General features: G+C 72.8%; 22 protein-coding genes. 14 read left to right on the plus strand and 8 right to left on the minus strand.

Annotated features, from left to right (window positions below; genetic code table 11):
- Positions 1–195 precede the first annotated feature (195 nt).
- Together ACFY1S_RS09060 and ACFY1S_RS09065 are read right to left on the minus strand one after the other, a co-directional pair.
- The gene (locus tag ACFY1S_RS09060; RefSeq protein ID WP_387114621.1) at positions 196–939 is read right to left on the minus strand and encodes a metallophosphoesterase family protein; all 744 of its coding nucleotides are present in this window, start codon (positions 937–939) and stop codon (positions 196–198) included.
- A 113-nt stretch (positions 940–1,052) separates the two neighbouring features.
- The gene (locus tag ACFY1S_RS09065; protein ID WP_007073398.1) at positions 1,053–1,730 is read right to left on the minus strand and encodes a Crp/Fnr family transcriptional regulator; all 678 of its coding nucleotides are present in this window, start codon (positions 1,728–1,730) and stop codon (positions 1,053–1,055) included.
- A 143-nt stretch (positions 1,731–1,873) separates the two neighbouring features.
- On the opposite strand from ACFY1S_RS09065, the gene ACFY1S_RS09070 reads away from it, so the two are divergent.
- The 6 genes from ACFY1S_RS09070 (at position 1,874) to ACFY1S_RS09095 (ending at position 7,143) form a co-directional block, all read left to right on the plus strand.
- Complete coding sequence (locus tag ACFY1S_RS09070; protein ID WP_387114625.1) at positions 1,874–2,536, plus strand: adenosylcobinamide amidohydrolase; 663 nt, start codon at positions 1,874–1,876, stop codon at positions 2,534–2,536.
- A 56-nt stretch (positions 2,537–2,592) separates the two neighbouring features.
- On the plus strand, positions 2,593–3,768 hold the full coding sequence (locus ACFY1S_RS09075) for a CapA family protein (protein WP_387114628.1): 1,176 nt from the start codon (positions 2,593–2,595) through the stop codon (positions 3,766–3,768).
- A gap of 41 nt (positions 3,769–3,809) precedes the next feature.
- Positions 3,810–4,598: an endonuclease III gene (nth, locus tag ACFY1S_RS09080; RefSeq protein WP_387114631.1), complete on the plus strand. Its 789-nt coding sequence runs from the start codon at positions 3,810–3,812 to the stop codon at positions 4,596–4,598.
- Positions 4,595–5,212 (plus strand): TlpA family protein disulfide reductase, encoded by a 618-nt coding sequence (locus ACFY1S_RS09085; RefSeq protein ID WP_387114634.1) that lies wholly within the window; start codon positions 4,595–4,597, stop codon positions 5,210–5,212. The genes nth and ACFY1S_RS09085 overlap by 4 nt, the downstream gene beginning before the upstream one ends.
- Positions 5,209–5,901: an NUDIX hydrolase gene (locus ACFY1S_RS09090; protein WP_387114637.1), complete on the plus strand. Its 693-nt coding sequence runs from the start codon at positions 5,209–5,211 to the stop codon at positions 5,899–5,901. The genes ACFY1S_RS09085 and ACFY1S_RS09090 overlap by 4 nt, the downstream gene beginning before the upstream one ends.
- Before the next feature lie 63 nt (positions 5,902–5,964).
- Positions 5,965–7,143, plus strand: coding sequence for a MarP family serine protease (locus tag ACFY1S_RS09095; protein WP_387114640.1), 1,179 nt, complete (start codon positions 5,965–5,967; stop codon positions 7,141–7,143).
- A 6-nt stretch (positions 7,144–7,149) separates the two neighbouring features.
- Here the strand turns inward: ACFY1S_RS09095 and ACFY1S_RS09100 are convergent, their stop codons facing one another.
- From ACFY1S_RS09100 to eccCa, 4 genes are all read right to left on the minus strand, one after another.
- The gene (locus ACFY1S_RS09100; protein ID WP_387114643.1) at positions 7,150–7,845 is read right to left on the minus strand and encodes a phosphatase PAP2 family protein; all 696 of its coding nucleotides are present in this window, start codon (positions 7,843–7,845) and stop codon (positions 7,150–7,152) included.
- A gap of 37 nt (positions 7,846–7,882) precedes the next feature.
- Positions 7,883–8,671, minus strand: coding sequence for a phosphatase PAP2 family protein (locus tag ACFY1S_RS09105; RefSeq protein WP_387114646.1), 789 nt, complete (start codon positions 8,669–8,671; stop codon positions 7,883–7,885).
- Positions 8,672–8,729: 58 nt separating this feature from the next.
- A complete protein-coding gene (gene mycP, locus ACFY1S_RS09110) occupies positions 8,730–10,049 on the minus strand; it encodes a type VII secretion-associated serine protease mycosin (RefSeq protein WP_387114649.1) in 1,320 nt (439 codons plus the stop codon).
- A gap of 74 nt (positions 10,050–10,123) precedes the next feature.
- Positions 10,124–14,104, minus strand: coding sequence for a type VII secretion protein EccCa (gene eccCa / locus ACFY1S_RS09115; RefSeq protein WP_387114652.1), 3,981 nt, complete (start codon positions 14,102–14,104; stop codon positions 10,124–10,126).
- A 101-nt stretch (positions 14,105–14,205) separates the two neighbouring features.
- Between eccCa and eccD the strand changes: the two genes are divergently transcribed.
- Entirely contained in the window at positions 14,206–15,609 is a 1,404-nt protein-coding gene (eccD, locus tag ACFY1S_RS09120; protein WP_387114655.1) for a type VII secretion integral membrane protein EccD, read from the plus strand.
- Between the two features lie 31 nt (positions 15,610–15,640).
- On the opposite strand, the gene ACFY1S_RS09125 is transcribed toward eccD, so the two are convergent.
- Positions 15,641–16,147 carry an inorganic diphosphatase gene (locus ACFY1S_RS09125; protein ID WP_364372409.1) on the minus strand — a complete coding sequence of 169 codons (507 nt, stop codon included), beginning with the start codon at positions 16,145–16,147 and terminating at the stop codon, positions 15,641–15,643.
- A 530-nt stretch (positions 16,148–16,677) separates the two neighbouring features.
- Between ACFY1S_RS09125 and dacB the strand changes: the two genes are divergently transcribed.
- The 3 genes from dacB to tilS all read left to right on the plus strand — a co-directional run bounded on the left by dacB (position 16,678) and on the right by tilS (position 20,298).
- Positions 16,678–18,138: a D-alanyl-D-alanine carboxypeptidase/D-alanyl-D-alanine-endopeptidase gene (dacB, locus tag ACFY1S_RS09130; protein ID WP_387115973.1), complete on the plus strand. Its 1,461-nt coding sequence runs from the start codon at positions 16,678–16,680 to the stop codon at positions 18,136–18,138.
- 85 nt (positions 18,139–18,223) lie between these two features.
- A complete protein-coding gene (locus tag ACFY1S_RS09135) occupies positions 18,224–19,294 on the plus strand; it encodes a zinc-dependent metalloprotease (protein WP_387114658.1) in 1,071 nt (356 codons plus the stop codon).
- Positions 19,295–19,305: 11 nt separating this feature from the next.
- Complete coding sequence (gene tilS, locus ACFY1S_RS09140; protein WP_387114661.1) at positions 19,306–20,298, plus strand: tRNA lysidine(34) synthetase TilS; 993 nt, start codon at positions 19,306–19,308, stop codon at positions 20,296–20,298.
- 3 nt (positions 20,299–20,301) lie between these two features.
- Here tilS and ACFY1S_RS09145 read toward each other — a convergent pair whose 3' ends face one another.
- Positions 20,302–21,264 carry a GlxA family transcriptional regulator gene (locus ACFY1S_RS09145; protein ID WP_387114664.1) on the minus strand — a complete coding sequence of 321 codons (963 nt, stop codon included), beginning with the start codon at positions 21,262–21,264 and terminating at the stop codon, positions 20,302–20,304.
- A gap of 138 nt (positions 21,265–21,402) precedes the next feature.
- On the opposite strand from ACFY1S_RS09145, the gene ACFY1S_RS09150 reads away from it, so the two are divergent.
- The 4 genes from ACFY1S_RS09150 (at position 21,403) to folE (ending at position 25,414) form a co-directional block, all read left to right on the plus strand.
- Entirely contained in the window at positions 21,403–21,552 is a 150-nt protein-coding gene (locus ACFY1S_RS09150; protein ID WP_364373413.1) for a hypothetical protein, read from the plus strand.
- Positions 21,553–21,653: 101 nt separating this feature from the next.
- Positions 21,654–22,229, plus strand: coding sequence for a hypoxanthine phosphoribosyltransferase (gene hpt, locus ACFY1S_RS09155; RefSeq protein ID WP_030328005.1), 576 nt, complete (start codon positions 21,654–21,656; stop codon positions 22,227–22,229).
- Positions 22,230–22,691: 462 nt separating this feature from the next.
- Positions 22,692–24,710 carry an ATP-dependent zinc metalloprotease FtsH gene (gene ftsH, locus ACFY1S_RS09160; RefSeq protein WP_364372422.1) on the plus strand — a complete coding sequence of 673 codons (2,019 nt, stop codon included), beginning with the start codon at positions 22,692–22,694 and terminating at the stop codon, positions 24,708–24,710.
- A 35-nt stretch (positions 24,711–24,745) separates the two neighbouring features.
- On the plus strand, positions 24,746–25,414 hold the full coding sequence (gene folE, locus ACFY1S_RS09165; RefSeq protein ID WP_364373360.1) for a GTP cyclohydrolase I FolE: 669 nt from the start codon (positions 24,746–24,748) through the stop codon (positions 25,412–25,414).
- The last annotated feature ends 68 nt before the right edge of the window (positions 25,415–25,482 follow it).

The following is a 25,482-nucleotide window of genomic DNA, read 5'->3' on the forward strand; positions in this document are numbered from 1 at the left end:
CCCTGTCGAGCTGCCCCACGAGTGGGGCAGCGGCGATACTTGGCCTGGCCCAGATCTGGGGCAGCTCGACAGGCAGCAGAGAAGGTCCTCAGGCCTCAGCTGATTCGGCGGCGTCGGCTGAGCGGCCAGCCGAGGCCGTCTGCAACGACGAACTGCAAGCAACGTCAGGGCCGTCTGCAGCTTTGGGCGGGTGGGTCAGCGGCCGTCGCGGGGACCGAAGACGGCGAGCGCGTCGGCGTCGCTGTGCTGCGAGCGCAGGTACTCGTCGGCCCAGGCGGCGGCGTCGGGGAAGGTCGACTCCGCCGCCACCCGGGCGCACGCCGCGTCCACGTCGAAGTGGGTACGGCGCAGCTGCACACCCGGCCCGAGCAGAGCCCACCACGCACCCGTGCCCCCGTACGGCATGCCGACGCTGCCCGGGTTGACCACCAGACGCCTGTCGACCAGCCGGGTGAAGGGCATGTGCGTGTGGCCGCAGACCACCGTGGAGACCTCGGCGGGGAGACCTGCGAACACCTCCGCCCAGCGCGCCATCCGCGAGTCGACGAGGACCACCTCCTCGTCGTCGCGGGGCGTCGCGTGGCAGAACAGCGTCGGCCCGAGCCCGTCGATCTCCAGCGTCACCGTCGCGGGCAGCGCGGCGAGCCGGGCCACCTGATCCTCGCGGAGCTGCCCGGCGGCCCAGTCCGACACCTCGATCGACGCGGGCTTCCCGGCCCGCGCCTCCACCAGCTCACGGTCGGCGTTGCCGCCCACCCAGCAGACCCGGTCACCGAGGTCGGCGAGCACGTCCAGCACCTCGACCGGCTGCGGGCCGGCCGCGATGTCGCCGGTGACCACGATCAGATCAGCGGCGGCGACGTCCGGCTCGGCAAGCGCCACCTCCAGCGCGGGCAGCACGCCATGGATGTCGGAGAGCACTGCGACACGGTTCGGCATGACCACCACCCTCGGCTGTCACACCGCGGGGAGCCAGCATTTCTGCGCTCGGCAGACGAAACGTCCCCGCCCTCCGTCGGTGACGGGAGGCGGGGACGGACCGTACCGCTGTCTCAGACGCGGGCGCGGCGGGCCAGGCGCTCCGGGTCGAGGATGATGATGCTCTTGCCGTCCAGCCGCAGCCATCCGCGCGAGGCGAAGTCGGCGAGCGCCTTGTTCACCGTCTCCCGGGAGGCGCCGACGAGCTGGGCGATCTCCTCCTGGGTGAGGTCGTGGGTCACCCGCAGCACGCCACCGTCGCGGGTGCCGAAGCGGCCCGCCATCTGGAGCAGGTTCTTCGCGACCCGACCCGGCACGTCCGTGAAGATCAGGTCGGCGAGCGAGTCGTTGGTCCGGCGCAGCCGCCGGGCCAGCACGCGGAGCAGCTGCTCGGCGATCTCCGGGCGGTTGTTCAGCCACGGCCGCAGCGCCTGCTTGCGCAGTCGCACCAGCCGGGTGTCCGTCACCGCGGTGGCGGTGGCCGTACGCGGACCCGGGTCGAAGAGCGACAGCTCACCGACCATGTCCGACGGGCCCATCACCGCGATCAGGTTCTGCCGGCCGTCCGCGGCGCGGCGACCAACCTTGATCTTCCCGGACAGCAGGATATAGAGACTGTCGCCGGGCTCGCCCTCATTGAAGACGACCTCGCCCTTGCGGACCTCGATCGTCTCCATCTCCTTGGCAAGCGCCTCGGCAGCTTCCGGGTCGACACCCTGGAAGATCCCGCTGCGGGCCAGTACCTCATCCATCGCGCACCTCCGGTTACGCGTGCCGTCCGTCGGCCGGGTCCGCCGTCCGCTGATCCCCTCGCGCGCCGCCAAGTCTAGGCGCACGTGAGCACGAATCAGAGGTCGGCCCTGGAATCGTGGTCGGTAGGCGTAACCTGCCCGACGTGCTGAGCGAGCCAACTCTGACCAGTCGCACCGAGGACGGGCGGCGCGTCCCGCTGCTCGTCTGGCGCGCCGACGTGCCACTGCGGGCGGTCAGCAGCGGCCCGCTCGGCGGTGGAATAGGCCTCCGGCGCTGGGTCCTGAACGCCACCGTACCGATGTCGTACGACCGGGACGACCCGGCCGCCCACCTGGCCGCGCTCGCCGCGGACCTGGCCCTCGACGGGCCCGGGGTGGGCCTGCTGACCGGCGTCGACGTGGCCGAGGTGGTGGGCCGCACCGACACCGGCGTGCGGGCTTGGGCGACTGTCGGTCTCGGCATCCCGGTGCTCGCCGCCGCTCCGGCCCCGGCGGCGCTCGCGCAGCCCGTCGGCACGGTCAACATCGTGGTGTACGTGCCGGCCCGGCTCGCCGACCCGGCGCTTGTCAACGCGGTGGCCACCGCGACCGAGGCGAAAGCCCAGGCGATCATGGAGCTGGGGTTGCCGGGCACCGGCACCCCTACCGACTCGGTCACCGTGCTCTGCCCGGTGGACGGGCCGGAGGCCGCGTACGGGGGACCGCGCTCCGCCTGGGGTGCCCCGCTGGCCCGCGCGGTGCACGCGGCGGTGCTCGCCGGCGGCGACAGGCCTGTCGTTCCCTGGTCCGAGCAGCTCACCGGCTGAAGTTCCACCCGATCGGCCCTCGTCGGCGCGTTTGCCGGCCGGTAGGGTCGCGGGCGATGTATGCTCCCGCCCCCCTCTCGTCCCGCCCGCGTCGCCGCGTCGCCCTCGGCCTCGCCGCGCTGCTGGCCGCCCTGCTCGTCGCCGGCTGCGCCGAAGCCGGCGGTGGTGACGGGCCGGTCTGGCAGCCGGGCGCCGGTGGCGGTGGCACCGGCGCGCCGGTGACCACGCCCGGGCCGAAGGGTGGCGACGCCCCCGCGACCGGCGGTGCGATCTCGCTCTCGGCCACCGGCGACATCATCATGGGCAACGCGCCGAGCCGACTGCCCGCCGCCGGCGGCAAGGGCTTCTTCGCCTCGGTAACCGAGGCCCTCAAGGCCGACCTGGTGATGGGCAACCTGGAAGAGCCGCTGACGGTGGACACGGGCACCGGCAAGTGCGGGGCCAACTCCACCCGCTGCTTCCAGTTCCGGGCACCCCCGGAGTACGCGGCACACCTGCGCGACGCCGGCTTCGACGTGCTCAACCAGGCCAACAACCACGGCTACGACTACGGGCCCAAGGGGTACGAGAACACCCGCAAGGCCCTGGAGAAGTACGACCTGGAGCACACCGGGGCGCCGAACCAGATCACAGTTGTCGACGTCAAGGGCGTCAAGGTGGCCGTGGCCGGCTTCTCGTCGTACGTCTGGTCGAACAGCCTCGTCGACATCGCCGCCGCCAAGGCGGTGGTCGCCAAGGCGGCCACCCTCGCCGACCTCGTGGTGGTGCAGGTGCACATGGGTGGCGAGGGCGCGGACAAGACCCGGGTGAAGCCGGGCACCGAGATGTTCCTGGGCGAGAACCGGGGCGACCCGGTCAAGTTCTCCCACGCCATGGTCGACGCGGGCGCCGACCTGATCGTCGGCCACGGGCCGCACGTGCTGCGCGGGATGGAGTTCTACCAGGGGCGGCTGATCGCGTACAGCCTGGGCAACTTCGCCGGCGGCGGCAACTCGCTGAGCAACACCGGCCGGCTCGGCTGGGGCGGCGTGCTCAAGGTGTCGCTCAAGCCGGACGGAAGCTGGGCCGGCGGCTCGTTCACCTCGACGTACATGAACTCGGCGGGCAAGCCGACGATGGACCCGGACGACCGTGGTCTGGGCCTGGTCACCGAGCTGAGCCGCACCGACTTCCCCAAGGGCGGCGCCCGGTTCGACGGGCAGGGCAGGATCAGCGCGCCGACGGCGGGTTGACCCGAGCAGGAACGTCCGGGGCGCGACGTAGGCTGACCGTCGTGACCAGTAGCCCTCCCGGTGCCAGCGAGACCGACCTCGGGCGCAAACGCCGTGCCCGCAAGATCGGCCGGGTGCTGGCCGAGACGCATCCCGACGCGCACTGTGAACTCGACCACTCCAACGCGCTGGAGCTGGCCGTCGCCACCATCCTCTCCGCCCAGTGCACCGACAAGAAGGTCAACGAGGTCACCCCGAAGCTCTTCGCCCGCTACCCGACCGCGGCCGCGTACGCCGGCGCGGACCGGGGCGAGATGGAGGAGCTGATCCGGCCCACCGGCTTCTACCGCAACAAGACCGACTCGCTGCTCAAGCTCGGTCAGGCCCTCCTCGACAGGTACGACGGCCGGGTTCCCGGCCGGCTCGTCGACCTGGTGACGCTCCCCGGGATCGGCCGCAAGACCGCGAACGTCATCCTCGGCAACGCCTTCGACGTCCCGGGCATCACCGTCGACACGCACTTCCAGCGGCTGGTCCACAGGTGGCGGCTGACCACCGAGACCGACCCCGTCAAGATCGAGCACGCGATCGGTGCGCTGTACGACAAGCGCGACTGGACCATGCTGTCGCACCGGATCATCTTCCACGGGCGGCGGGTCTGCCACGCCCGTAAGCCCGCCTGCGGCGCGTGCACGCTGGCGAAGCTCTGCCCCTCGTACGGCACCGGCCCGACCGAGCCGACAGTCGCCGTGAAGCTGCTCAAGGGCCCCCGGGCGCGTGACCTGGCGGTGGCCGCCGGGGTCGACCCGGAGTTGGTGCCCGCCCAGGCGGTCGCCGCGGAGGTGCCGTGAACAGACGTCTCGCCCTGCTCGTCCTGCCGCTGCTGCTGGCCGTCGCCGGTTGTACGGCCGGCCCGTCCGACGACCCCGCACCCCGTCGTGCGGCGCCGGAGCGGCCGTCGCCGTTCCGGGACTGCGCCGAGCTGGGCACGCCGCCCACTGCCGCGCCGCCCGGCGCAGGCACGTCGGCCCCACCTGGTGGTACGCCGCTGCCCGAGCTGACGCTCGCCTGCTTCACCGGCGGTGCCCCGGTCGCGCTGCGGTCAGTCGCCGGTCCCGCGGTGATCAACATCTGGGCGTCGTGGTGCCCGCCGTGCCGCAAGGAGCTGCCCGCCTTCCAGCGGCTCAGCGAACGCACGGCAGGTCAGCTCCAGGTGATCGGGGTGAACAGCCGGGACAGCCGTGGCGGCGCCCAGTCCATCGGCGAGGACTACGGCGTACGGTTCCCGATCCTCGTCGACCAGGGTGAGGCGTTGCAGCGGGCACTGGAGCGCAACGCCATCCCGCTCACCCTCTTCGTCGACGCGCAGGGCCGGATCCGGCACGTCGACGCCACCGGCGCGCTCGACGACACCCAGCTCGCCAAGCTGGTCCGCCAGCATCTCGGCCTGGCAGTGTCGGTATGACCCGCAGACCGCCCGACTGGTTCGAGCCGTTGCTGACCCGGCTGGGCACGGCCCGCGCCGAGGATTTCACGCGGCTGACAACACCCTCCGAGGGTGGCCGGGAGAGCGCCGTGCTGGTGCTGCTCGGTGAGCAGCCAGGCGTCGGCCCGGACGTGCTGGTGCTGCAACGCGCCGCCACCCTGCGCAACCACGCCGGCCAGCCGGCCTTCCCCGGTGGGGCGGCCGACCCGGAGGACGCCGACGTCCGCGCGACAGCGCTGCGCGAGGCGAACGAGGAGGTCGGCCTCGACCCGTCAAGCGTGACGGTACTGGCCGAGCTGCCGAAACTCTGGATTCCGGTGAGCGACTTCGTGGTCACCCCCGTCCTGGCCTGGTGGCACGACCCGCACCCGGTGCATCCCCGGGAACCGGCCGAGGTGGCACACGTGGCGAGGCTGCCGGTCAGCGAGCTCGTCGACCCGGCCAACCGGCTGCTGGTCCGCCACCGCAGCGGCTGGATCGGGCCGGCGTTCTCGGCGCGCGGCATGCTCGTCTGGGGTTTCACAGCCGGGGTGCTGGCGGCCCTGCTGGAGATGGGCGGCTGGGCGCGTCCGTGGTCGCGCGACCGGGTGATCGAGCTGCCGCCGACGGGGGAGACCCCGGCACCGTCGGCCGGCACCGACGAGATCGACGAGAAGGCCCTGCGCTGACCACGCGGTCACCTTCCGCAAGCGATGGTCATCTCGCGGGCGTCCTGCCCGTACGCTTGACCCGTGTCCGCCGTGGATCTCGTCCTGTTGCTGCTCATGCTCGTGTTCGCGATCAGCGGATACCGCCAGGGCTTCGTCATCGGAATCCTGTCGTTCTCCGGCTTCTTCGTGGGGGCCCTGCTGGGCCTCCAGCTCGGGCCGCTGCTGGCCCAGCAGTTCGTGGACAGCGGCACCCGGGTGTTGATCTCGCTGGTGGCGGTGTTCGGGCTCGCCGTGCTCGGTCAGGCCCTCGCCGGTTGGCTCGGCTCACACCTGCGTAAGACGATCACCAGTGAGGTGGGCAAGCGGGTCGACGACGTCGGCGGGGCGTTCGTGTCGCTGTTCGCGGTGCTGCTGGTGGCGTGGCTCGTCGCGGTGCCGCTCGGGTCGTCGTCGCTGCCCTGGCTGGCCGCCTCGGTCCGCAACAGCGCGCTCATCACCGTTGTGGACCGGGTGCTGCCGGACCAGGCCCAGCAGCTCTCCACCGCTCTGCGGGAGACCGTCGACACCAACGGCTTCCCGGACGTCTTTGGCGACCTTGCGCCCACCCGGGCCCGGCAGGTCGAGCCACCCGACCCCGCGTTGGCCGGCTCCCAGGTCGTGGTCAACGGGCAGCGGTCGGTGGTCAAGGTGCTGGGCTCCGCGCCCAGCTGCTCGCGCCGCATCGAGGGCTCCGGTTTCGTGTACGCCGACGACCGGGTGATGACAAACGCGCACGTGGTGGCTGGCACCCGTTCGGTGGCCGTGGAGCTGGGCGGCGAGCGGTACGACGGCCAGGTGGTCGTGTACGACCCGGATCGCGACCTGGCCGTGCTGCACGTGCCCGGGATGCCCGGTCCGTCGATGCGCTTCGCGGTAGGTAACGCGGGCAGCGGCTCGGACGCGATAGTGCTCGGCTTCCCCCTCGACGGCCCGTACAACGCGCAGTCGGCGCGGGTCCGGGACGTGGACCGGATCACCGGCCCGGACATCTACTCCTCCGGTGACGTCACCCGGGAGATCTACACGATCCGGGCGCTTGTGCGCAGCGGGAACTCCGGCGGCCCGCTGGTCGCCGCCAACGGTGTGGTGCTCGGTGTCATCTTCGCGGCGGCCGCCGACGACCCGAACACCGGTTTCGCGGTGACCGCCGCCGAGGCCCGCCCGGTGGCTCTGGCCGGCGCCGAACGCACCAGGGGCGTCGGCACCGGCGAGTGCACCTGAGCCGGGTCAGGTCCGCGCGGGCGCGGCCACCGGCAGCTTCGCCCGCCCCCACCGCACCCCCCGGTCCAGCACCGCACGAGCCATGATCAGGACGCAGGTGCCGCCGTTGAGGAAGGACGCCACCACGTCGCTCGGGTGGTGCATGCCCCGGTACATGCGGGTCAGCGCCACACCGATCGGCACCACCAGCAGCAGGGTCCACCAGGCGACCTTCGCGCCGGTGCTGCGCGCCCGCAGCGCCATCAGCACGGCGATGCCCACGTAGAGGGCCACCGCCGCCGAGGTGTGCCCGGACGGGAAGCTCGACGTGGGCGGTGAGACGTCCATGTGCTCCACAGCGGGCCGCTGCCTGTCGATGGCCATAGTGGTCAGCAGGAACACCAGCGCCTGGGCGGTCACCGCCGCGCACAGGAACAACGGTTCCCGCCAGCGCTTGAGCCAGAGCCGCAGCGCCAGCGCCACAAGCACGGTGACCACGACGATCATCTGGGTGCTGGCCAACGTGCTGAACACAAGCGAGACGTCGTTCCAGCCGCCGGTGCGGTCGGCGGCCAACTCCCTGTTCACCGCGTCCTCGGCGGTGAACGGCCAGGTGTCGGCGAACACCCGGGTGACGAGCACCCCCAGCAGCACCATGACGCCGAGCAGGAGGGAGACCGGCAGCAGCACCCGCCGGACAATCTGGACCACGGTGTCGGACATGGGCCGGCAATTACCCGATCGACGCCGCCGGCACGCCTCAGGTCGCGTCCGGGTGCCGCTCGACCTCGGGGGCGATGCCGTCGCGTGCCGGTCGGACCGGCCGCAGACCGGCGTGCGCACGCCAACTGGTGAACGCGGCCGCGGTCGCCGCGACCACCGCCGCGCCGAGCAGCCAACCGCCGACCACGTCGCTTGTGAAGTGCACACCCAGCGCCACCCTGCTCAGGCCGGTCACCACTGTGAGCAGCACCGCGACGACCCACAACACGACCCGCCACGCGCTCCGCCCCGCGTACGGCAGGAAGACCAGCAGCAGCACCCCGGCGGCCAGGGCGGCGTTCAAGGCGTGCCCGGAGGGGAACGAGTAGCCGGCGGCCCGTGCCACCGGGTCGAGCAGCTCCGGCCGGTCCCGGCCGACGAGCAGCTTGAGCAGCGGACCCATCAACCCACCGACCACCATGGTCGTGGCCGTCCAGGCGGCCAGTCGACGAGCCTTGCGGCGCAGCAGCCAGATCACCAGGAGCAGGGCGGCGACCCGCAGCGGCATGGGCGCGAACACCTCACTCCAGACCCGCATCAGCATGACCCAGGCCGGGTGGTCGAGCGCGTAGCCGTGCAGCGCGTCGGTGACCGACGTGTCCAGCCGGTGCAGGGGCGCCCACGCGCCGAGCACCAGCAACGCCAGCAGCGAGAACGGCACCAGCACCAGGAACGCCGCGGTCACGGCCAGGGTCAGTCGCAACCCCAGCGACTGATCCGGGTCGAGACGGCGACGCTGCCAGGACGGACGATCGGTGGCGAGGGCGTCTGGGCCGGGCGAGCTCATGGCGACGGTTCTACCCCACTCGCCCGCCACTCAGGCCTACCAGTGCCCGAGCACCCGCTCAGCGCACCCGTTGCCGGAACCGGCGCACCATCATCGCCGCGCCCGTCGCCAGGGCGACGAAGAGCACCGCGCCGACCCACACCTGCTCGGGCGCCGAGTCGTCCTGTGCGCCCGCGGCGCGGGCCGTCCACCGGGTCTCGTTGCGGGGAGCGGTGAGACCGAGCGGGTCACTGCCCGCACCGGCGACCGGACTGTCGTCGGCGGAGCCCGGGGCCGGACCGAAACCGACCACACCCGGTGACGTCTGGTCGTCCAACGGGTTAACGGTCACCGGCGGCACCTGCGCGGTAAGCGCGGCGACCGGATCCACCACCCCGTACCCGAAGCGGTCGTCCCGGCCGGTCGGCCCGATGTCCCGGGCGGTGACCAGCAGCCGGTTGACCACCTCGCCCGCGGACATCTGCGGGTAGTGCGACCGGACCAGCGCGGCCGTGGCGGCCACCAGCGGCGCGGCGAAACTGGTGCCCTGCACCCGCCAGTACCCGCTCGGTGGACGGGCGCCGACCAGACCGTTGGCGGGCGCGGTGAGAGCCGTCGCCCGGCCCGTGATCGACCCGGACCACAGGTTGTCGCTGCTGCGCTCCAACCCGGAGACCGCTACGACGCCCGGCTCGCGGGCCGGATACCAGACCTTCAGGTCGGTCGAGGTGGCCAGGTTGCCGGTGCAGGCGACCACCACCACGTCCCTGGCGAACGCGTAGTCCAGGGCCGCGGCCAGGGCCGGGCTGTCACCGCTGCCGCCCAGCGACAGATTGATCACGCGGGCGCCGTGGTCGACAGCCCAACGGACTCCCTGCGCGACGATCAGGGCGTCGTCGTACCGGTTCCGTTCGTCGAGCACCCGGACCGGCAGGATCCGGGCGTCAGGTGCCAGGCCGACCACGCCCCGCTTGTCGTCCTTGCGGCCGGCGATCAGACCCGCGACAGTGGTGCCGTGCCCCACCGGGTCCGGCCCGGCGCCGCCCACCAGATCCCTGCCGGGCAACACCTGCCCGACCAGATCGGGATGGTTGGGGTCCACTCCGGAATCGATGACCGCCACCGTCACGCCGCGACCGGTCGAGGTGCGCCACGCCGTCTCGGCGCGCAACTCGTCGAGCTGCCACTGCTCGTCGCGGACCTGGTCGGTGCGGCTCACGCTGTCGCCGGGAGCCAACGCCACAGGAGCGCCGGCGAGCTGACCGCCGGTGGCGGGCACAGTGACGGGTGCGGTGGCGACGGTCGGGGCCGCCACGGCGAGCACCGCCGCCACGCCGAGCAGCGCCCGCCGGGTCGCTGCCGGACCGCTGTGCCGAACCCCAGTCACATCCTCAGCCATTCATCCCGACGGAACCATGACGATCGGAGATTACCGGTTTCCCCACCTGTCACGGGAAGAACCGGCCGAACAGGTCACGGTGGCGGCAGTTGGGCGAGCTGAACGAGGCGTACGCCCTCCCGGCGGGTGACCAGCCGGCCACGGCCCGGCGGCAGCGGGCCGGGTCGCACCGGACCGACAAGCGCCCCCTCGTCGGGGCTGCCTGCCATCACCAGACCGGCGGTGGACAGCTCCCGCAGCCGCTGGACGATCGGCTCGTACTGGGCCCGGCCCGCGCCACCCGAGCGGCGCGCCAGCACCAGGTGCAGCCCCACGTCCCGGGCGTGCGGCAGATGTTCCTCAAGCGCCCGCAACGGGTTCGCCGGGCCGGCCGCCACCAGGTCGTAGTCGTCGACAAGCACGAACAGCTCCGGCCCGGACCACCAGGACCTGTCGCGCAGCTGCTGCGGGGTGACCTCCGGGCCGGGTGCCCGCCGCTCCAGATAACCGGCGGCCGACTCCACCAGGTCGGCCGTGTGCGCCGCCGCCGTGCCGTACCCGATGAGGTGCGGCGTCTCGATGGCGCCGAGCAGGCTGCGCCGGTAGTCGACGAGGATCACCCGGGCCTGCTCGGGAGTGAACCGGGTGATGATCGAGGTGGCGAGCGCGCGCAGGAACGACGACTTGCCGCACTCCGCGTCCCCGAAGACCACGAAGTGCGGCTCCGTGGCGAAGTCCAGCACCACCGGGCGCAGGTCCGCCTCCGCGACGCCGATCGGCAGCCGCAGCCCGGTCGTCGCGGCGAGATCCAGCTCGGCGTACGGCAGCACCGGCGGGAGCAACCGCACCCGGGGCGCCGCAGGGCCACCCCAACTGCCGGCGATCCGCTTGACCAGGTCTGCGGTGTCCCCGTCCGCGGCGAGCTGGGGCAGGGCGGTGAGAAAGTGCAGGCTCTCCGCTGTCACGCCCCGGCCCGGGTGCTCCGGCACGTTCGCGGCGGCGCGCCGGGCCACGAGCGAGTCGCTCGGGTCACCCAGGCGCAGCTCCAGCCGGGAACCGAACAGGTCCCGGATCGCCGGGCGGAAATCCAGCCAGCGCAGCGCGGTGGCGACGACGTGCACCCCGTACGACAGGCCCCGGGTGGCGAGGTCGGTGACCAGCGGTTCCAGGTCGTCGTACTCGCCCCGGACGGTGCTCCAGCCGTCGATCACCAGGAACACGTCACCGAACGGGTCGGCCGCCGCCTGGCCGGCCGTCGCCGCCGACGCCCGCCGCTGCCGGTACGCGGCCATCGACTCCACTCCCAGCTCCGCGAAGCGGCGTTCCCGATCGGCGAGCAGTGTCGTCATCTCGCCTACGGTGCGTCGTACCGCGGTCGGGTCGGCGCGCCCGGCCACCCCGCCGACGTGCGGCAGGTCGCGGACGGCGGCCAGCCCACCGCCGCCGAAGTCGAGGCAGTAGACCTGTGCCTCGGTCGGTGTGTGGGTGAGCGCCAGCGCGCAGATCAGCGTACGGAGCACCGTGGACTTGCCGCTCTGGGGCGCGCCGACCACCGCGACGTGCCCGGCCGCGCCGTCCAGCGCCAGCCAGAGCAGGTCCCGGCGCTGCTCCAACGGCCTGTCCACGATGGCCACCGGCACCCCGAGGGCACCGTGCAGCTCCGGGTTGCCCACCACGAGCCCGCGCCTCGGGTGCACCGCGACCGGTCCGAGCAGTTCGTCCAGGGCCGGAGGGTCACCGAGCGGCGGGAGCCACACCTGGTGGGCGGGTGGGCCCTGCCCGACGAGCCGGTCGACAAGCAGGTCGAGCAGCGTCTCCTGGCCGGTCTCGTCCTCGGCCACCGCCGGCAGGGCCGGTGTGGCCGGCTCGGGCACCGGTACGACATGGGTGGTGAAGGTGAGCAGCCGGGCGCCACCGCCACCCGTGGCACCGGGTGGCGCGGCCCGGCGGCGGACCGCGCCGGAGACGTACGCGGCCTTGAACCGGGCCAGCGGATCGGTGCCCGCGCGCAGGTAACCGTGCCCAGGTGACCGGGGCAGCTCGTGCGCGTCCGGCACCCCGAGCACCGTGCGGGACTCCAACGCGGAGAAGGTGCGCAACCCGATCCGGTACGACAGGTGGGTGTCCAGCCCGCGCAGCCGCCCCTCCTCCAGCCGCTGGCTGGCGAGCAGGAGGTGCACACCGAGCGAGCGGCCCAGTCGGCCGATCTGCACGAACAGGTCGATGAAGTCGGGTTTGGCGGAGAGCAGCTCGGAGAACTCGTCGCAGATCAGCAGCAACGACGGCAACGGGGCCAGCGGGCTGCCGGCCGCCCGTGCCCGCTCGTAGTCGCGCACACTCGCGAAGTTGCCGGCCCGCCGCAGCAGCTCCTGCCGGCGGACCAGCTCGCCGTTGATGGCGTCGACCATCCGGTCGACAAGCGGCAGCGCGTCGGCCAGGTTGGTGATCACGGCGGCGGTGTGCGGCAGCCTGTCGAACGACGCGAACGTGGCGCCACCCTTGAAGTCGACGAGCACGAAGTTGAGCTGCTCCGAGCTGTGCGTGGCCGCCAACCCCAGCACCAGCGTCCGGAGCAGTTCGGACTTTCCCGAACCGGTGGCCCCGATGAGCAGACCGTGCGGACCCATCCCGTCCTGGGCGGACTCCTTGAGGTCCAGTTCGATGGCGCCACCGTCCACGCCCACCCCGATCGGCACCCGCAGTCGGTCCCGCGCCGACCGGGGCGCCCACCCCTGCTCGGCGGTGAAACTCTCCGGGTCGCCGAGGCCGAGCAACTCGGGCAGCCCCAGCTCGGCCTGGAGCGGCGAGTCCGGGCCGCGTACCGCGCCGGCCAGCCGCAGCGGCGCCAACCTCCGGGCCACCGCCTCGGCGTCGGCCGGGTCGAGCTGGTCGGCCGTACCCACCTCGGCGTGCCCGCCGATCGACCACGAGTGCAGCCGCCTGCCCTTCAGCTCCAGCAGCAGCGCGTATCTGTCGAGCAGGCGCGGCGGCGGGGTGTCCAGGTCCATGACTGTCACCGCGTCGATGCCGCCGTCGCCGGTCAGGTCGGTGGCGCCGGTCAGGTCGCCCCCGTCGAGGACCACCACCACGTGCGGGCCGTCGGTGGCCGGCCCGGCCGGACTGAACCGGGACCGGCTGGCCAGCACGTCGCCCAGCAGCCGCTCCAACTCGACGGCGGAGCTGGTGACCAGCCGTACCGGGCCGAGCGCGTCGGTGCGGCCGGGGTGGTGGGCGTGCGGGAGCCACTTCACCCACTCCCAACCGGCCCGCCGTTCCGGGCCGGCGCAGACCGCGACGAGCAGCTCGTCCGGGGCGTGGAAGACGGCCAGCTGGGTCAGCACCGCCCGGACCAGCGCCTGCGCCGCCGGGTCACCGGTCGGCGGGCCGGCGGTCGCCGGAGCGCCGCCCGGACGGCCGGCGGTCCGCACGTGCACCCGGGCGAAGCTGCGCAGCGACAGGGCCACCGGCAGGTCCGGCACCACGGAGTACGCGTCCAGGAAGCGGCGCAGCGCTCCGGCGGTCATCGGCTCCAGCTCCTCCAGCGGCCGGGTGACCGGGGGGACGAGCGGGGTGGCCAGGGTCTGCGGGCCGACGCCGACGCGTACCACTGCGAAGTCCGGGTCGGCGGGCCGGCGTTCCCAGACCCGGTGGCTGTCCACAGTCGACCAGAGCCGGCTCGGGTCCGGGTGCCGGTAGTAGAGCCCGGCCCGCTGCCGCCCGGCGGTCTGCCGGACCCGCCGGCGCAGCGTCGCCAGGTGCCGCAGGTACTCGCGTCGGGCGGCCATCATCTCGGACTTCTTCGGGGTGCCCGAAGCGCTGCCCCAGGAGGTCACCAGCATCGCCAGCGAGGACAGCCCGAACATGCCGCCCACCACGTACGAGTAGGCGCCCCCGCCCCGGCCGAACATCATGGCCATCGCCACCGTGCCGCCGAGCATCGGCAGCAGCATGAGCATCTGCTGCCACCGTCCACCTGTCACCGCGGGGATCTCCGGCGGCGCCTCGACCGGCAGCTCACCGGCCGGGATCTCGGGTGCCGGCCGGCGGGGCGGGCGCTTGATGACGACGGTGGACACTCGGCCTCCTGACCGCGCTGGGTAACCCGAGCCTGGCTCATCGTAGGTAAAGTCCTGTCGTCCGCGCAGCCTCCGATCCCCCTCGATATGGAGACCAGTCGATGACTACCGGGCTGGCCCGCGTCACCATCAGCGCGCCGCAACGACGGGTGGACGTCGCCCTGCCGGAGCAGGTTCCCCTGGCCGAGCTGCTGCCCGACGTGCTCCGGCACGCCGGTGAGGGCCTCGCCGACGACGGCGAACGGCACGGTGGCTGGGTGCTGCGCCGCACCGACGGGGCCCCGCTGGCGACCGCCCAGGCGCTGCTGGCGCAGGGGGTCCGCGACGGCGAGGTGCTGCACCTGGTGCCGGCCCGTGCGCACTGGCCCGAGCTGGAGTACGACGACGTGGTCGAGGCCATCGCCGAGGGCGCCCGTCGCCGGGGCGGTGCCTGGTCGGCCGACGCCACCCGGGCCGCGGCCCTGGCCGGTGCCGCCGTACCCCTCGGGGTGGGTCTGCTCGCTCTGCTCGCCGGTGGGCCGGCGCACCGGGCCGGCTGGTTGGCGGCGGCCGTTGTGGCGTTGCTGCTCGCCGTCGCCGGCGCGGTCGCCTCCCGCGCCCACGACGACGGTGCCGCCGGTGCCACCCTCGGCGGCTATGCCCTGCCGTACGCGTTCGTCGCCGGCGCTCTGGCCATCGGCTCCGGCGACCCGGTGGGGCCGTTCGGGCCGGTCCGCTGGGTGGGTGCGCCCGAGTCGCTGGCCGGGTCGGTGGCGCTGCTGCTGGCGGCGCTGCTCGGGCTGCTCGGGGTGGCCAGCCGGCTGCGGGTCTTCGTGGCAGGTGTCACGACCGGGCTGGTGGGCGCCGGCGCGGCGCTGGGCGGGCTGCTGCTGCCCCCGGCCGGGGCGGCGGCGATTCTGCTCAGCGCACTGGTCTTCGCCGTCGGGGTGGTTCCTCTGCTGGCCATCCGGCTGGGCAAACTGCCGCTGCCGCCGATCACCCTGCCTGCCGCGACCTCCGACGCGGAGCCGGAGCGGGTTCGGGACCTGCCGGACCGGAGCCGGGTGCACGCGGCGGTGATCCGCACCGAGGAGATGCTCACCGGGATGCTGCTCGGGCACGCCCTGCTCGTGGTGGCGGCGGCGGGTGTGCTCGGGCTGGCCGGCGGCACCTGGGGCCGGGTGCTCGTGGCGGTCGCCTCGGCAGTGCTGCTGCTGCGGTCGCGGCTGTTCGTGGCACTGCGCCACCGGGTGCCGACGGTGCTCGCCGGCCTCGCCGGTTATGCGGTGCTGGGCGTGGTGCTGGCCGGCCGGGCCGACGACGCGGGGCGGCTCGCGCTGGTCCTCGGCGGCGCGGCGCTGGCCCTGGTGGCCGTCGCGGCCGGCACCGGGTACGCGAGCCGGCCGGTCTCGCCGTACCTCGGCCGGGTCGCGGACCTCACCGACACGGCGCTTGTGGTCGCCGTGGTGCCTGTCGCCTGCGCGGTGCTCGACCTGTACGACAGGGCCCGGGGGCTGCTCGGTTGAGCGGCACCCGGGCCCGGTGTGTCAGCGTTCGTCAGTGGGCGTTCTCGCCACGCGCCTCGGCGTCCCTGGCCCGCTGGTAGGAGGCCACGATCTCGGCCTCGGCCTCGGTCCGGCCGACCCAGGTGGCACCCTCGACCGACTTGCCCGGCTCCAGGTCCTTGTACACCTCGAAGAAGTGCTGGATCTCCAGACGGTCGAACTCGCCCAGGTGGTGGATGTCGCGCAGGTGCTCCTGGCGGGGGTCCTCGTAGGGCACGCAGAGGACCTTGTCGTCGCCGCCCTTCTCGTCGGTCATCCGGAACATGCCGATGGTCCGGCAGCGGATGAGGCAACCGGGGAAGGTCGGCTCGGGGACCAGCACCAACGCGTCAAGCGGGTCGCCGTCCTCGCCCAGGGTGTCCTCGATGAACCCGTAGTCGGCCGGGTACTGGGTGGACGTGAAGAGGGTGCGGTCAAGCCGGATCCGGCCCGTCTTGTGGTCCACCTCGTACTTGTTTCGGTGACCTTTGGGGATCTCAACCGTCACGTCGAAATCCATCTGCACGCTCCCTCGTCTGCCCACGCTGGCTAACGGAACCACTGGCGGCCCTCCGAACAGGTGAATGCCCACCCGCCGACTCCGGCCGCCGCATAGTCTTCGGACCGAAGTAGTGTCACCCAAGCCGATTTTCGCTGGGGGAGGAGGGGGTCGTGGGGAGGGAAGATTCACACTACCGCCCGGACGGAAGCGTCGCGCGCGGTACCGGACGATCCGGCTCCGGTGGTGCCACCGGGCGGGTTCCGGTGCCCGACGCCCACCTCCCGCGTGCCGCCGAGCCGCAGCCCACGCCGTCACCGGAGACGGTGAACGGCAGTCCCGCCCCGCTGCCCTGGAACCCCACTCCGGGGGCGACCCCGGCCGGCCCGAACGCCGGCCGCTTCCCCGTCCTCGGGGGTGAGCGGCCCACGAGCGCCCCGCCGCGGGGGAGCGCCGCCGTTCCGACCAGCCCGGCGCCGGGCGGCCCCTCACCGGATCAGAGCCCGACCGCTCCGAACGGCGTTCCGCCGGTGGGCCCGCCGATCTCCGCCCTGCCCGCGCCGGCCGACGCCGCACCCGAGCCCGCCGCGCCGCGTCGTCGACGCCGGCTGCCTGTGGTGCTGGCTGTCGTGGTGCTGCTGGTGCTCGCCGCCGTCGGGGTCGTCCTGACCAGGCCCGGCCCGGTGGCCGGCTGGCTGGGCGACGACACCGGGTCGGCGTCGACAGCCGCCGCCGCGACCTCCGAACCGGACCCGTCGGACGTGCTCTCCGACCCGGACCCGAACGCTCCGATGCCCAGCCCCGACGGGGTCCGGGCCGCGCTCGACCCGCTGGTCGGGGCCGCCGCGCTTGGCGACCGGGTGAACGTCTCGGTGGCCGACGTGACCTCCGGCCAGACGCTGTTCGCCAAGGGCGCGGACGACGGCACGGTGCCCGCCTCGGTGACCAAGTTGGCGACCGCGGTGACCGTGCTCGCCGCGCGGGGGCCCGGGTACCGGATCCCCACCCGTGCCGTGGCCGGCGCGAAGCCCGGCGAGGTGGTGATCGTCGGCGGCGGGGACCCGACGCTCGCGGTCGACAAGAACGGCTTCTATCCGGGCGCCGCGCGCCTGGACGACCTGGCCGCCCAGGTGCGTACGGCGCTCGGCGGCACCGCCCCGACGAGCGTCACCGTCGACGGTTCGGTCTACTCCGGTCCGGTCTACGGGCCGGGCTGGGACGACGACATTCCGACAGGCGGGTACGGCGGGGCGATGACCGCGCTGATGATCGACGGGGCGCGTAAGGACCCGGGTGCCGCCAGCGGTGGCGCCGAGCGGGTCGCCGAGCCGGATCTGGCCGCCGGCCGGTCGTTCGCCAAGCTGCTCGGCGTACCGGCGGGCACCGTCAAGCGCGGCACGGCCCCGACGCCGGCCGCGGCTGGCACCCCGGCGCCCGGCACCGAGCTGGGCGTGGTGCAGTCGCCGCCGATGATCAGGCTGGTCGACATCATGATCAGTCAGAGCGACAACCTGGTGGCCGAGGCGCTCGCCCGGCAGGTGGCGCTGGCCCGCAACCAGCCGGCCTCGTTCGACGGGGCCGCTGCCGCGATGGACGCCGAGGTGGCCGAACTGGGACTGCCCGCCGAGGAGATCACGCTCTCCGACGGCAGCGGGCTGTCCCGCAACAACCGGATCAGCCCGTCGCTGCTGACCGACCTCATCCGGCTGGCCGCCAGCCCGGACCACCCGGAACTCGCGGGTGTGTTCGGGGGTCTGCCGGTGGCCGGGTGGTCCGGGACGCTCGACGACCGTTACCGCGATGCGCCGGGCACCGCCGCCGGGGCGGGCGCCGTACGCGCCAAGACCGGCACGTTGACAGGGGTGCACGCCATCGCCGGTCTGGTCACCACGGCCGACGGCCGGCTGCTCACGTTCGCGGTGCTCACCGACAAGGTGCCAGGTGGTACGGACACCGCCCAACCGGCCCTGGACCGGATCGCGGCGGCGCTTGCCGCCTGCGGCTGCGGCTGACCCGGGCGCCCGGCGGGGCCGCGACCGGCGTCGATCGCCGGCGCGAGCCCGGGCCGGGGTGTCGCGGCGCGGGTACGGTGGGTCCATGGCGCAGTTCGTGGACTGGGATCTGGCCGCCGCCACCGCGGGGGCGTTGAGCAAGTCGGGCCCTCGGGTGTCGTACGCCGAGGCCACCGACGTGGTCGGCGACCTGCGACGGCTGACCGAGGAGGCGGCCGGGCACGTGGCCGACTACACGGGGCTGCGGGCGCAGGTGTCGCATCCGCCGGTCCGGGTGGTCGACCGCAAGGACTGGGCCGCGGCGAACATCGCCGGTCTGCGTGAGGTGATCACCCCGCTGGTCGGCCGGCTCTCCGGCGACAAGCCGCCGGGTGCCCTGACCGAGGCGATCGGGTCCCGGCTGACCGGGGTGCAGGCCGGCACCGTGCTGGCCTACCTCTCCGGCCGGGTCCTCGGCCAGTACGAGGTCTTCTCCGCCGAGCCCGGCCAGTTGCTGCTCGTCGCACCGAACATCGTCGAGGTGGAGCGCAAGCTCGGCGCCGACCCGCGGGACTTCCGGCTCTGGGTGTGCCTGCACGAGGTGACCCACCGGACCCAGTTCACAGCGGTCCCCTGGATGCGGGCGTACTTCCTCAGCGAGGTGCAGGCCTTCGTGGACGCCTCGTCCAGCGGCGGCGAGCACCTCGTCGAGCGGCTGCGGCGGGGGGTTTCCACCCTGTCCGACGCGGTCCGCGACCCGGAGAGCCGCACGAGCGTGCTCGACATCGTGCAGACCCCCGCGCAGCGGGCCGTCCTGGACCGGCTGACCGCGCTGATGACGCTGCTGGAGGGGCACGCCGAGTTCGTGATGGACGGCGTCGGCCCGCAGGTGATCCCGAGCGTGGAACGGATCCGCGCGTCGTTCAACAGGCGCCGCGAGGCGGGCAATCCGCTGGAGAAGGCGATCCGTCGGCTGCTCGGGGTGGACGTGAAGATGCGCCAGTACGCCGAGGGGCGCAAGTTCGTGCACGGCGTGGTCGAGCGGGTCGGCATGGACGGGTTCAACTCGATCTTCAACTCGCCGCTCACCCTGCCCCGGCTCTCCGAGCTGGGTGACCCGGACGCCTGGGTGGCCCGGGTGCACGGCCCGGCCGGCACCGTTCCGGCCGCGGGCTGACCAGCCCGCCGGTGGCCGCGCTCGCCCCGCCGGTGGCGGCGATCCGGGTGGCGGTCCGCCGCGCGTTGGCCGGGCTGCCGGTCGGCGGGCCGGTGCTCGTCGCCTGCTCAGGTGGCGCCGACTCGCTCGCCCTGGCGGCGGCGACCGTCTTCGTGGCACCCCGGCTCGGTCTGGTCCCCGGCCTGGTGACCGTCGACCATGGTCTGCAGACCGGTTCCGCCGAGCGGGCCGACGCGGTGGCGGCCTGGGCCCGCGATGCCGGGTTCGCGTTCGTGGAGGCGGTCCGCGTCGAGGTGGCCGGGCGGCCGGGTGGGCCGGAGGCGGCCGCCCGGGAGGCCCGGTACCAGGCGTTGACCGAGGTGGCCCGTCAGCATCACGCGGTCGCCGTGCTCACCGGGCACACCCGCGACGACCAGGCGGAGACGGTCCTGCTCGCGCTCGCCCGGGGCGCCGGCCCGCGCGGCCTGGCCGGGATGCCCGCCCGACGGGACCTGTCCGGGGTGCCGCTGCTGCGTCCGCTGCTGGGGACCGGCCGGGAGCAGACCCGCGACGCCTGCGCCGTGCTCGGTCTGCGGCCGTGGCAGGACCCGCACAACACCGATCCGTCGTACGCCCGGTCCCGGGTGCGGGCCGACGTGCTGCCGGCGCTGGTGCGGGCTCTCGGGCCCGGCGTGGTGGACAACCTCGCGCGTACGGCCCGGCTGGTGGCGGCCGACAACGCCGCCCTCGACGACCTGGCGGAGGCGGCCCTTGCGGCCGGCAGGCATCCCGAGGGTGGGCTCTCGGTGCCGGCGCTGGCCGGCCTGGCCCCCGCCGTACGCGGCCGGGTGCTGCACGCGTGGGCGCGTGAGCTGGGTGCCCTGCCGGGTGCCCTGTCCCATCGGCACGTCGCCGCGCTTGACGCCCTGGTCACCGACTGGCGCGGTCAGGGTCCGACGGACCTGCCCGGGGGAGTCCGGGTGCTCCGCCGCGCCGACCGGCTCTCCCCGGTGACCCAGGACTGATCGTCAGGCGCTGTGCGCCCGATCCCGGAAAGTCGTCCGGTAGTTGTGCGGGGTGGCGCCGACCCGGCGGCTGAAGTGGTGTCGTAGCGCCGCCGCGTCACCGAACCCGGCCTGGTCGGCGACCGCCTCCACGCTCAGCGGTGTCTCCTCGAGCAGCCGTCGGGCGAGCAGCACCCGCTGGTTGGTGAGCCAGTCGTGCGGGGTGGTGCCGGTCTCGGCGCGGAACCGTCGGGCGAACGTGCGCGGAGCCATCCCCGCCCGGGCGGCCAGTTCCTCCACGGTGATCGTCCGGTCCAGGTGTCCCATCAGCCACTCGAGCACCGGTTCCAGGGTCGGCGCCTCGGGCGCCTTCGGGATGGGCGCCTCGACGTACTGGGACTGCCCGCCGTCGCGGTGCGGTGGGACCACCATCCGTCGGGCCAGCCGGGTCGCGGTGGCCGAGCCGTGCTCCTGGCGGATGAGGTGCAGGCAGGCGTCGATGCCGGCGGCCGTGCCGGCGCTGGTGAGCAGCCGCCCGTCGTGGACGTAGAGGGAGTTGCAGCGCACCCGGGCGCGGGGATGCCGGCGTTGCAACTCGTCCACGTACCGCCAGTGGGTGGTGCACTCCCGGTCGTCGAGCAGCCCGGCCTCGCCGAGCAGGAAGGCTCCGGAGCAGACGCTGAACAGGTGTGCGCCCCGCGCGTCGGCGCGGCGCAGCGCGTCGAGCACCGGCCCCGGAACGACAGTGCCCTGACTGTGCGCGGGGACGGCCACCAGGTCGGCCTCCTCCACCGGGCCGAGGTCGGCGTGCGGGGTGAGGTGGAAGCCGGACGAGGTGCGTACGGCCGCGCCGTCCGGGCTGCACAGCTGGAAGCGGTAGCTGGGGAATCCGTCCGCCGTCCGGTCGGTGCCGAACACCTCGGCGAGCACACCGAGCTCGAAGGGGGCGACCTGGTCGAGGACGAGGACGGCGACATTGCGCAGCATGTGACGAGGGTAACCCGAGAGGTGGCAGTAAATCGATGCCCAGTGGCATCACTGCCACTGTCCGGTCAGCGCGAGTGGTCGCAGACTGGTCTCAGTCCGGTGCGCACCGGCGGCGAAACCGACAGCAACCATGCGAAAGTGAGCGCCGCCATGGAGTTCCTGCTCTTCCTCCTGTTCCTCGTCCTGCTCGTCGCCGCCTCGGCGACTGGCCTCACCGCCGACAGTCACGATTCGGCCGACTGGAAGCCCAGTGACGACGGCCGCCGCTGGCGGTCACGTACCAGCTGATGTGTTTAGCGGTTTATCTGCCGAAAAATCCCGGGCGGGACCGCGCCAAAAGGTGCGGCCCCGCCGACGGAGCCCATCCGACGTACGGCAGGCTAGGAGTCATGGCTGACGGCTCCTGGTACGACGCCGACATCGACCACGTGATCATTTCCGAGGCGCAGATCCGCGAGAAGACCGCGGAACTGGCCAAGCAGGTCTCCGCCGACTATGCCCACGTGGGCGACGGGCTGCTGCTGGTCTGCGTGCTCAAGGGCGCGGTGATGTTCATGGCGGACTTCGCCCGGGCGTTGGGCCGCAACGGTCCCCCGGCCGAACTCGACTTCATGGCCATCTCCTCCTACGGCCAGGGCACCACCTCCTCCGGGGTGGTCCGCATCCTCAAGGACCTGGACCGGGACATCGCCGGCCGGCACGTCGTGGTCGTGGAGGACATCGTCGACTCCGGGCTGACGCTCTCCTGGCTGCTGCGCTACCTCGAGTCCCGCTCGGCGGCGAGCGTCGAGGTCGTCGCGCTCTTCCGCAAGCCGGACGCGGTCAAGGTGCCGGTCCCGGTGAAGTACGTCGGCTTCGACATCCCCACCGAGTTCGTCGTCGGGTACGGCCTGGACTTCGGTGAGCGGTACCGCGAGCTGCCGTACGTCGGAGTGCTCAAGCCCGAGGTCTACGCCCGCTCCTGACGGCACCTCGCGGCAGTCGATGACCGTGTGAGGCCAACTCGCATCGGCATCCGTCAAGCCGACGTTCAGCGCGCTCTCAGCTCTTCCGGTTACCGTGGAGCCCGGTGGCGTGGAGGCTCACTCCGCGCCCGGCCCCCTCGACCGCGTGACCGGGCGTTCGGAGGGCCGGGCCGGACTCCCCGCCACGCCGGTATTCGCCCGGACCCGCCGTACGTCGGTGCGGGGCTGGTGGGCCTGCCCACGGTGTACGCCGTCGATGTCGACAGTGCGCCGAGTGCGGGGCTCGCAAGCTCACTCCTCGCGTACACGGTGTACCGTCGAATGACCGCGGCGCGGCAGTTTCGCGCCTCGGGGTCGAGCCGGCCCGCACGGCGGCTCCGGCTGCCGCACACCGCGGCGACACCATCAGACGGTCAGGACGTCGATCAGGAGGATGCGGGCGCCCCGGCGCTCGACAACAGTATGGAACGTACGCGTTTCTTCCGCCGACCGGTGGTCTGGATCATCCTGGTCATCCTCGGCGCCGTTGTGCTCAGTCAGCTGTTCACCGCTGGTCCCAGCTACCACCGCGTGGACACTTCCGTTGCGCTCGACCAGCTGCACACCGCCAAGATCAATAAGGTTGTCTTCCAGGACAAGGAGCAGACGCTCCAGCTCGACCTGGCCCAGAAGACGAAGTTCGGCGAGACCAACACCAACAGGATCGAGGCCCAGTTCCCGTACCAGGCTGGCGACCAGATCTGGAACGAGGTGCTGGACGCCAAGGCGGCCAACCGGGTCACCGGCCCGGCCGACGCCAAGGTCTCGTCGGACAGCATCTGGATGAGCCTGCTCATCAACCTGCTGCCGATCGCGCTGCTCGTGCTCCTGCTGCTGTTCTTCATGTCGCAGATGCAGGGCGGCGGCTCCCGCGTGCTCAACTTCGGCAAGTCCAAGGCGAAGATGATCACCAAGGACACGCCGAAGACGACCTTCGCGGACGTCGCGGGTGCCGAGGAGGCCGTCGAGGAACTGCACGAGATCAAGGACTTCCTGCAGAACCCGGCGAAGTACCAGGCCCTCGGCGCCAAGATCCCGAAGGGTGTGCTGCTGTTCGGCCCGCCCGGTACCGGTAAGACGCTGCTGGCCCGCGCGGTCGCCGGTGAGGCCGGGGTGCCCTTCTACTCCATCTCCGGCTCGGACTTCGTGGAGATGTTCGTCGGTGTCGGCGCGAGCCGGGTCCGTGACCTCTTCGAGCAGGCCAAGGCGAACGCCCCGGCGATCGTCTTCGTCGACGAGATCGACGCCGTCGGTCGGCACCGTGGTGCCGGCATGGGTGGCGGTCACGACGAACGCGAGCAGACGCTCAACCAGCTGCTCGTCGAGATGGACGGCTTCGACACCAAGGGCGGCGTCATCCTGATCGCCGCCACCAACCGCCCGGACATCCTCGACCCGGCGCTGCTGCGCCCGGGCCGGTTCGACAGGCAGATCCCGGTGGACGCCCCCGACATGGAGGGCCGCAAGGCCATCCTGCGGGTGCACGCCAAGGGCAAGCCGTTCACGCCCGACGTCGACCTCGACTCGGTGGCACGGCGTACCCCGGGCTTCAGCGGCGCCGACCTGGCAAACGTGATCAACGAGTCGGCTCTGCTCACCGCCCGCAAGGACCAGCGGGCGATCACCAACGACTCGCTCGAAGAGTCGATCGACCGGGTGATCGCCGGTCCGCAGCGACGGACCCGGGTGATGAGCGACCAGGAAAAGAAGATCACCGCGTACCACGAGGGTGGGCACGCGCTGGTCGCCTGGGCGCTGCCGCACGCCGCTCCGGTGCACAAGGTGACGATCCTGTCCCGTGGCCGTTCCCTCGGCCACACCCTGGTGCTCCCGACCGAAGACAAGTACACCCAGACGCGCGCCGAAATGATCGACACCCTGGCGTACGCGCTGGGTGGTCGGGCCGCCGAGGAACTGGTCTTCCACGAGCCCACCACCGGTGCCGGCAACGACATCGAGAAGGCCACCCAGCTGGCCCGCGCGATGATCACCCAGTACGGCATGAGCTCGAAGCTCGGCGCGATCAAGTACGGCACCAGCGGGGACGAGCCGTTCCTCGGCCGCAACATGGGCCACGAGCGGGACTACTCGGACTCGGTCGCCGCCGAGATCGACGGCGAGATGCGGGCGTTGGTCGAGCTGGCGCACGACGAGGCCTGGGAGATCCTGGTGGAGTACCGGGACGTCCTGGACAACATCGTGCTCGAGCTGATGGAGAAGGAAACCCTCTCCACGGCCGACATGGCCCGGATCTGCTCCCGGGTGGTCAAGCGCCCGCCGCTCGCACCGTACAACGGCTTCGGCAAGCGGCAGCCGTCCACCGAGCCGCCCGTGCTCACCCCCGCGGAGAAGGACAAGCTCAAGGCGCAGGCCCAGGCCGACGGCGCGCAGGCGTCAGTCGGTGGCGGGGCGCCGTCCAACAACTCGGACGGTACGCACTGAGCAACGACCCGACGGCCAGCTCCCCCCACCGGGAGCTGGCCGTCTCCGCGACCGAGCCCGACGACGGCGACGACGGCCTGGACTACGTGGCCGCGCGGCTGATCAGCGGCAAGCTGACCGGCCGCCCGGTCGAGGACGCGGTCGACCTGGGCCGCATCGAGAAGGCGGTCCGGGAGATCCTCATCGCCGTCGGGGAGGACCCGGACCGCGACGGGCTCCAGCAGACCCCGGCCCGGGTGGCCCGCGCGTACGCCGAACTCTTCGCCGGCCTGCGGGTCGACCCCGGCCAGGTGCTCAGCACCACCTTCGAGGCCAACCACGAAGAGCTGGTGATCGTCCGGGACATCGACGTGATGAGCCTCTGCGAGCACCATCTCCTGCCGTTCCGCGGCAGCGCGCACATCGGCTACATCCCCGGCCCCGACGGACGGATCACCGGCCTGTCCAAACTGGCCCGGCTGGTCGAGGTCTTCGCCCGCCGACCCCAGGTGCAGGAGCGGCTCACCTCCCAGGTCGCCGACCTGCTCATGGACAAGCTCGCCCCGCGCGGCGTGGTCGTCGTGCTGGAATGCGAGCACATGTGCATGGCGATGCGCGGCATCCAGAAGTCCGGAGCGAAAACCATCACGTCGGCCGTACGCGGAATCCTGCAGACGGACTCCAAGTCACGCGCCGAGGCGATGGCGTTGATCATCCCCCGCTGACAGCCTGACCCGACACGGCCGGCCACCCACCCCGGTGGCCGGCCTTTTTCGTGCGCGCCCGACCCGGC

Source organism: Micromonospora sp. NPDC000663 (assembly GCF_042898105.1).
In the GTDB taxonomy this organism is placed as follows: Bacteria; Actinomycetota; Actinomycetes; order Mycobacteriales; family Micromonosporaceae; genus Micromonospora.

Coding starts and splice junctions, on each gene's coding strand:
- ACFY1S_RS09060 (WP_387114621.1), bottom strand. CDS start 939: ATGCCGAACCGTGTCGCAGTGCTCTCCGACATCCATGGCGTGCTGCCC.
- ACFY1S_RS09065 (WP_007073398.1), bottom strand. CDS start 1,730: ATGGATGAGGTACTGGCCCGCAGCGGGATCTTCCAGGGTGTCGACCCG.
- ACFY1S_RS09075 (WP_387114628.1), top strand. CDS start 2,593: ATGTATGCTCCCGCCCCCCTCTCGTCCCGCCCGCGTCGCCGCGTCGCC.
- ACFY1S_RS09090 (WP_387114637.1), top strand. CDS start 5,209: ATGACCCGCAGACCGCCCGACTGGTTCGAGCCGTTGCTGACCCGGCTG.
- ACFY1S_RS09100 (WP_387114643.1), bottom strand. CDS start 7,845: ATGTCCGACACCGTGGTCCAGATTGTCCGGCGGGTGCTGCTGCCGGTC.
- ACFY1S_RS09105 (WP_387114646.1), bottom strand. CDS start 8,671: ATGAGCTCGCCCGGCCCAGACGCCCTCGCCACCGATCGTCCGTCCTGG.
- mycP (WP_387114649.1), bottom strand. CDS start 10,049: ATGGCTGAGGATGTGACTGGGGTTCGGCACAGCGGTCCGGCAGCGACC.
- eccD (WP_387114655.1), top strand. CDS start 14,206: ATGACTACCGGGCTGGCCCGCGTCACCATCAGCGCGCCGCAACGACGG.
- ACFY1S_RS09125 (WP_364372409.1), bottom strand. CDS start 16,147: ATGGATTTCGACGTGACGGTTGAGATCCCCAAAGGTCACCGAAACAAG.
- ACFY1S_RS09135 (WP_387114658.1), top strand. CDS start 18,224: ATGGCGCAGTTCGTGGACTGGGATCTGGCCGCCGCCACCGCGGGGGCG.
- ACFY1S_RS09145 (WP_387114664.1), bottom strand. CDS start 21,264: ATGCTGCGCAATGTCGCCGTCCTCGTCCTCGACCAGGTCGCCCCCTTC.
- hpt (WP_030328005.1), top strand. CDS start 21,654: ATGGCTGACGGCTCCTGGTACGACGCCGACATCGACCACGTGATCATT.
- ftsH (WP_364372422.1), top strand. CDS start 22,692: ATGGAACGTACGCGTTTCTTCCGCCGACCGGTGGTCTGGATCATCCTG.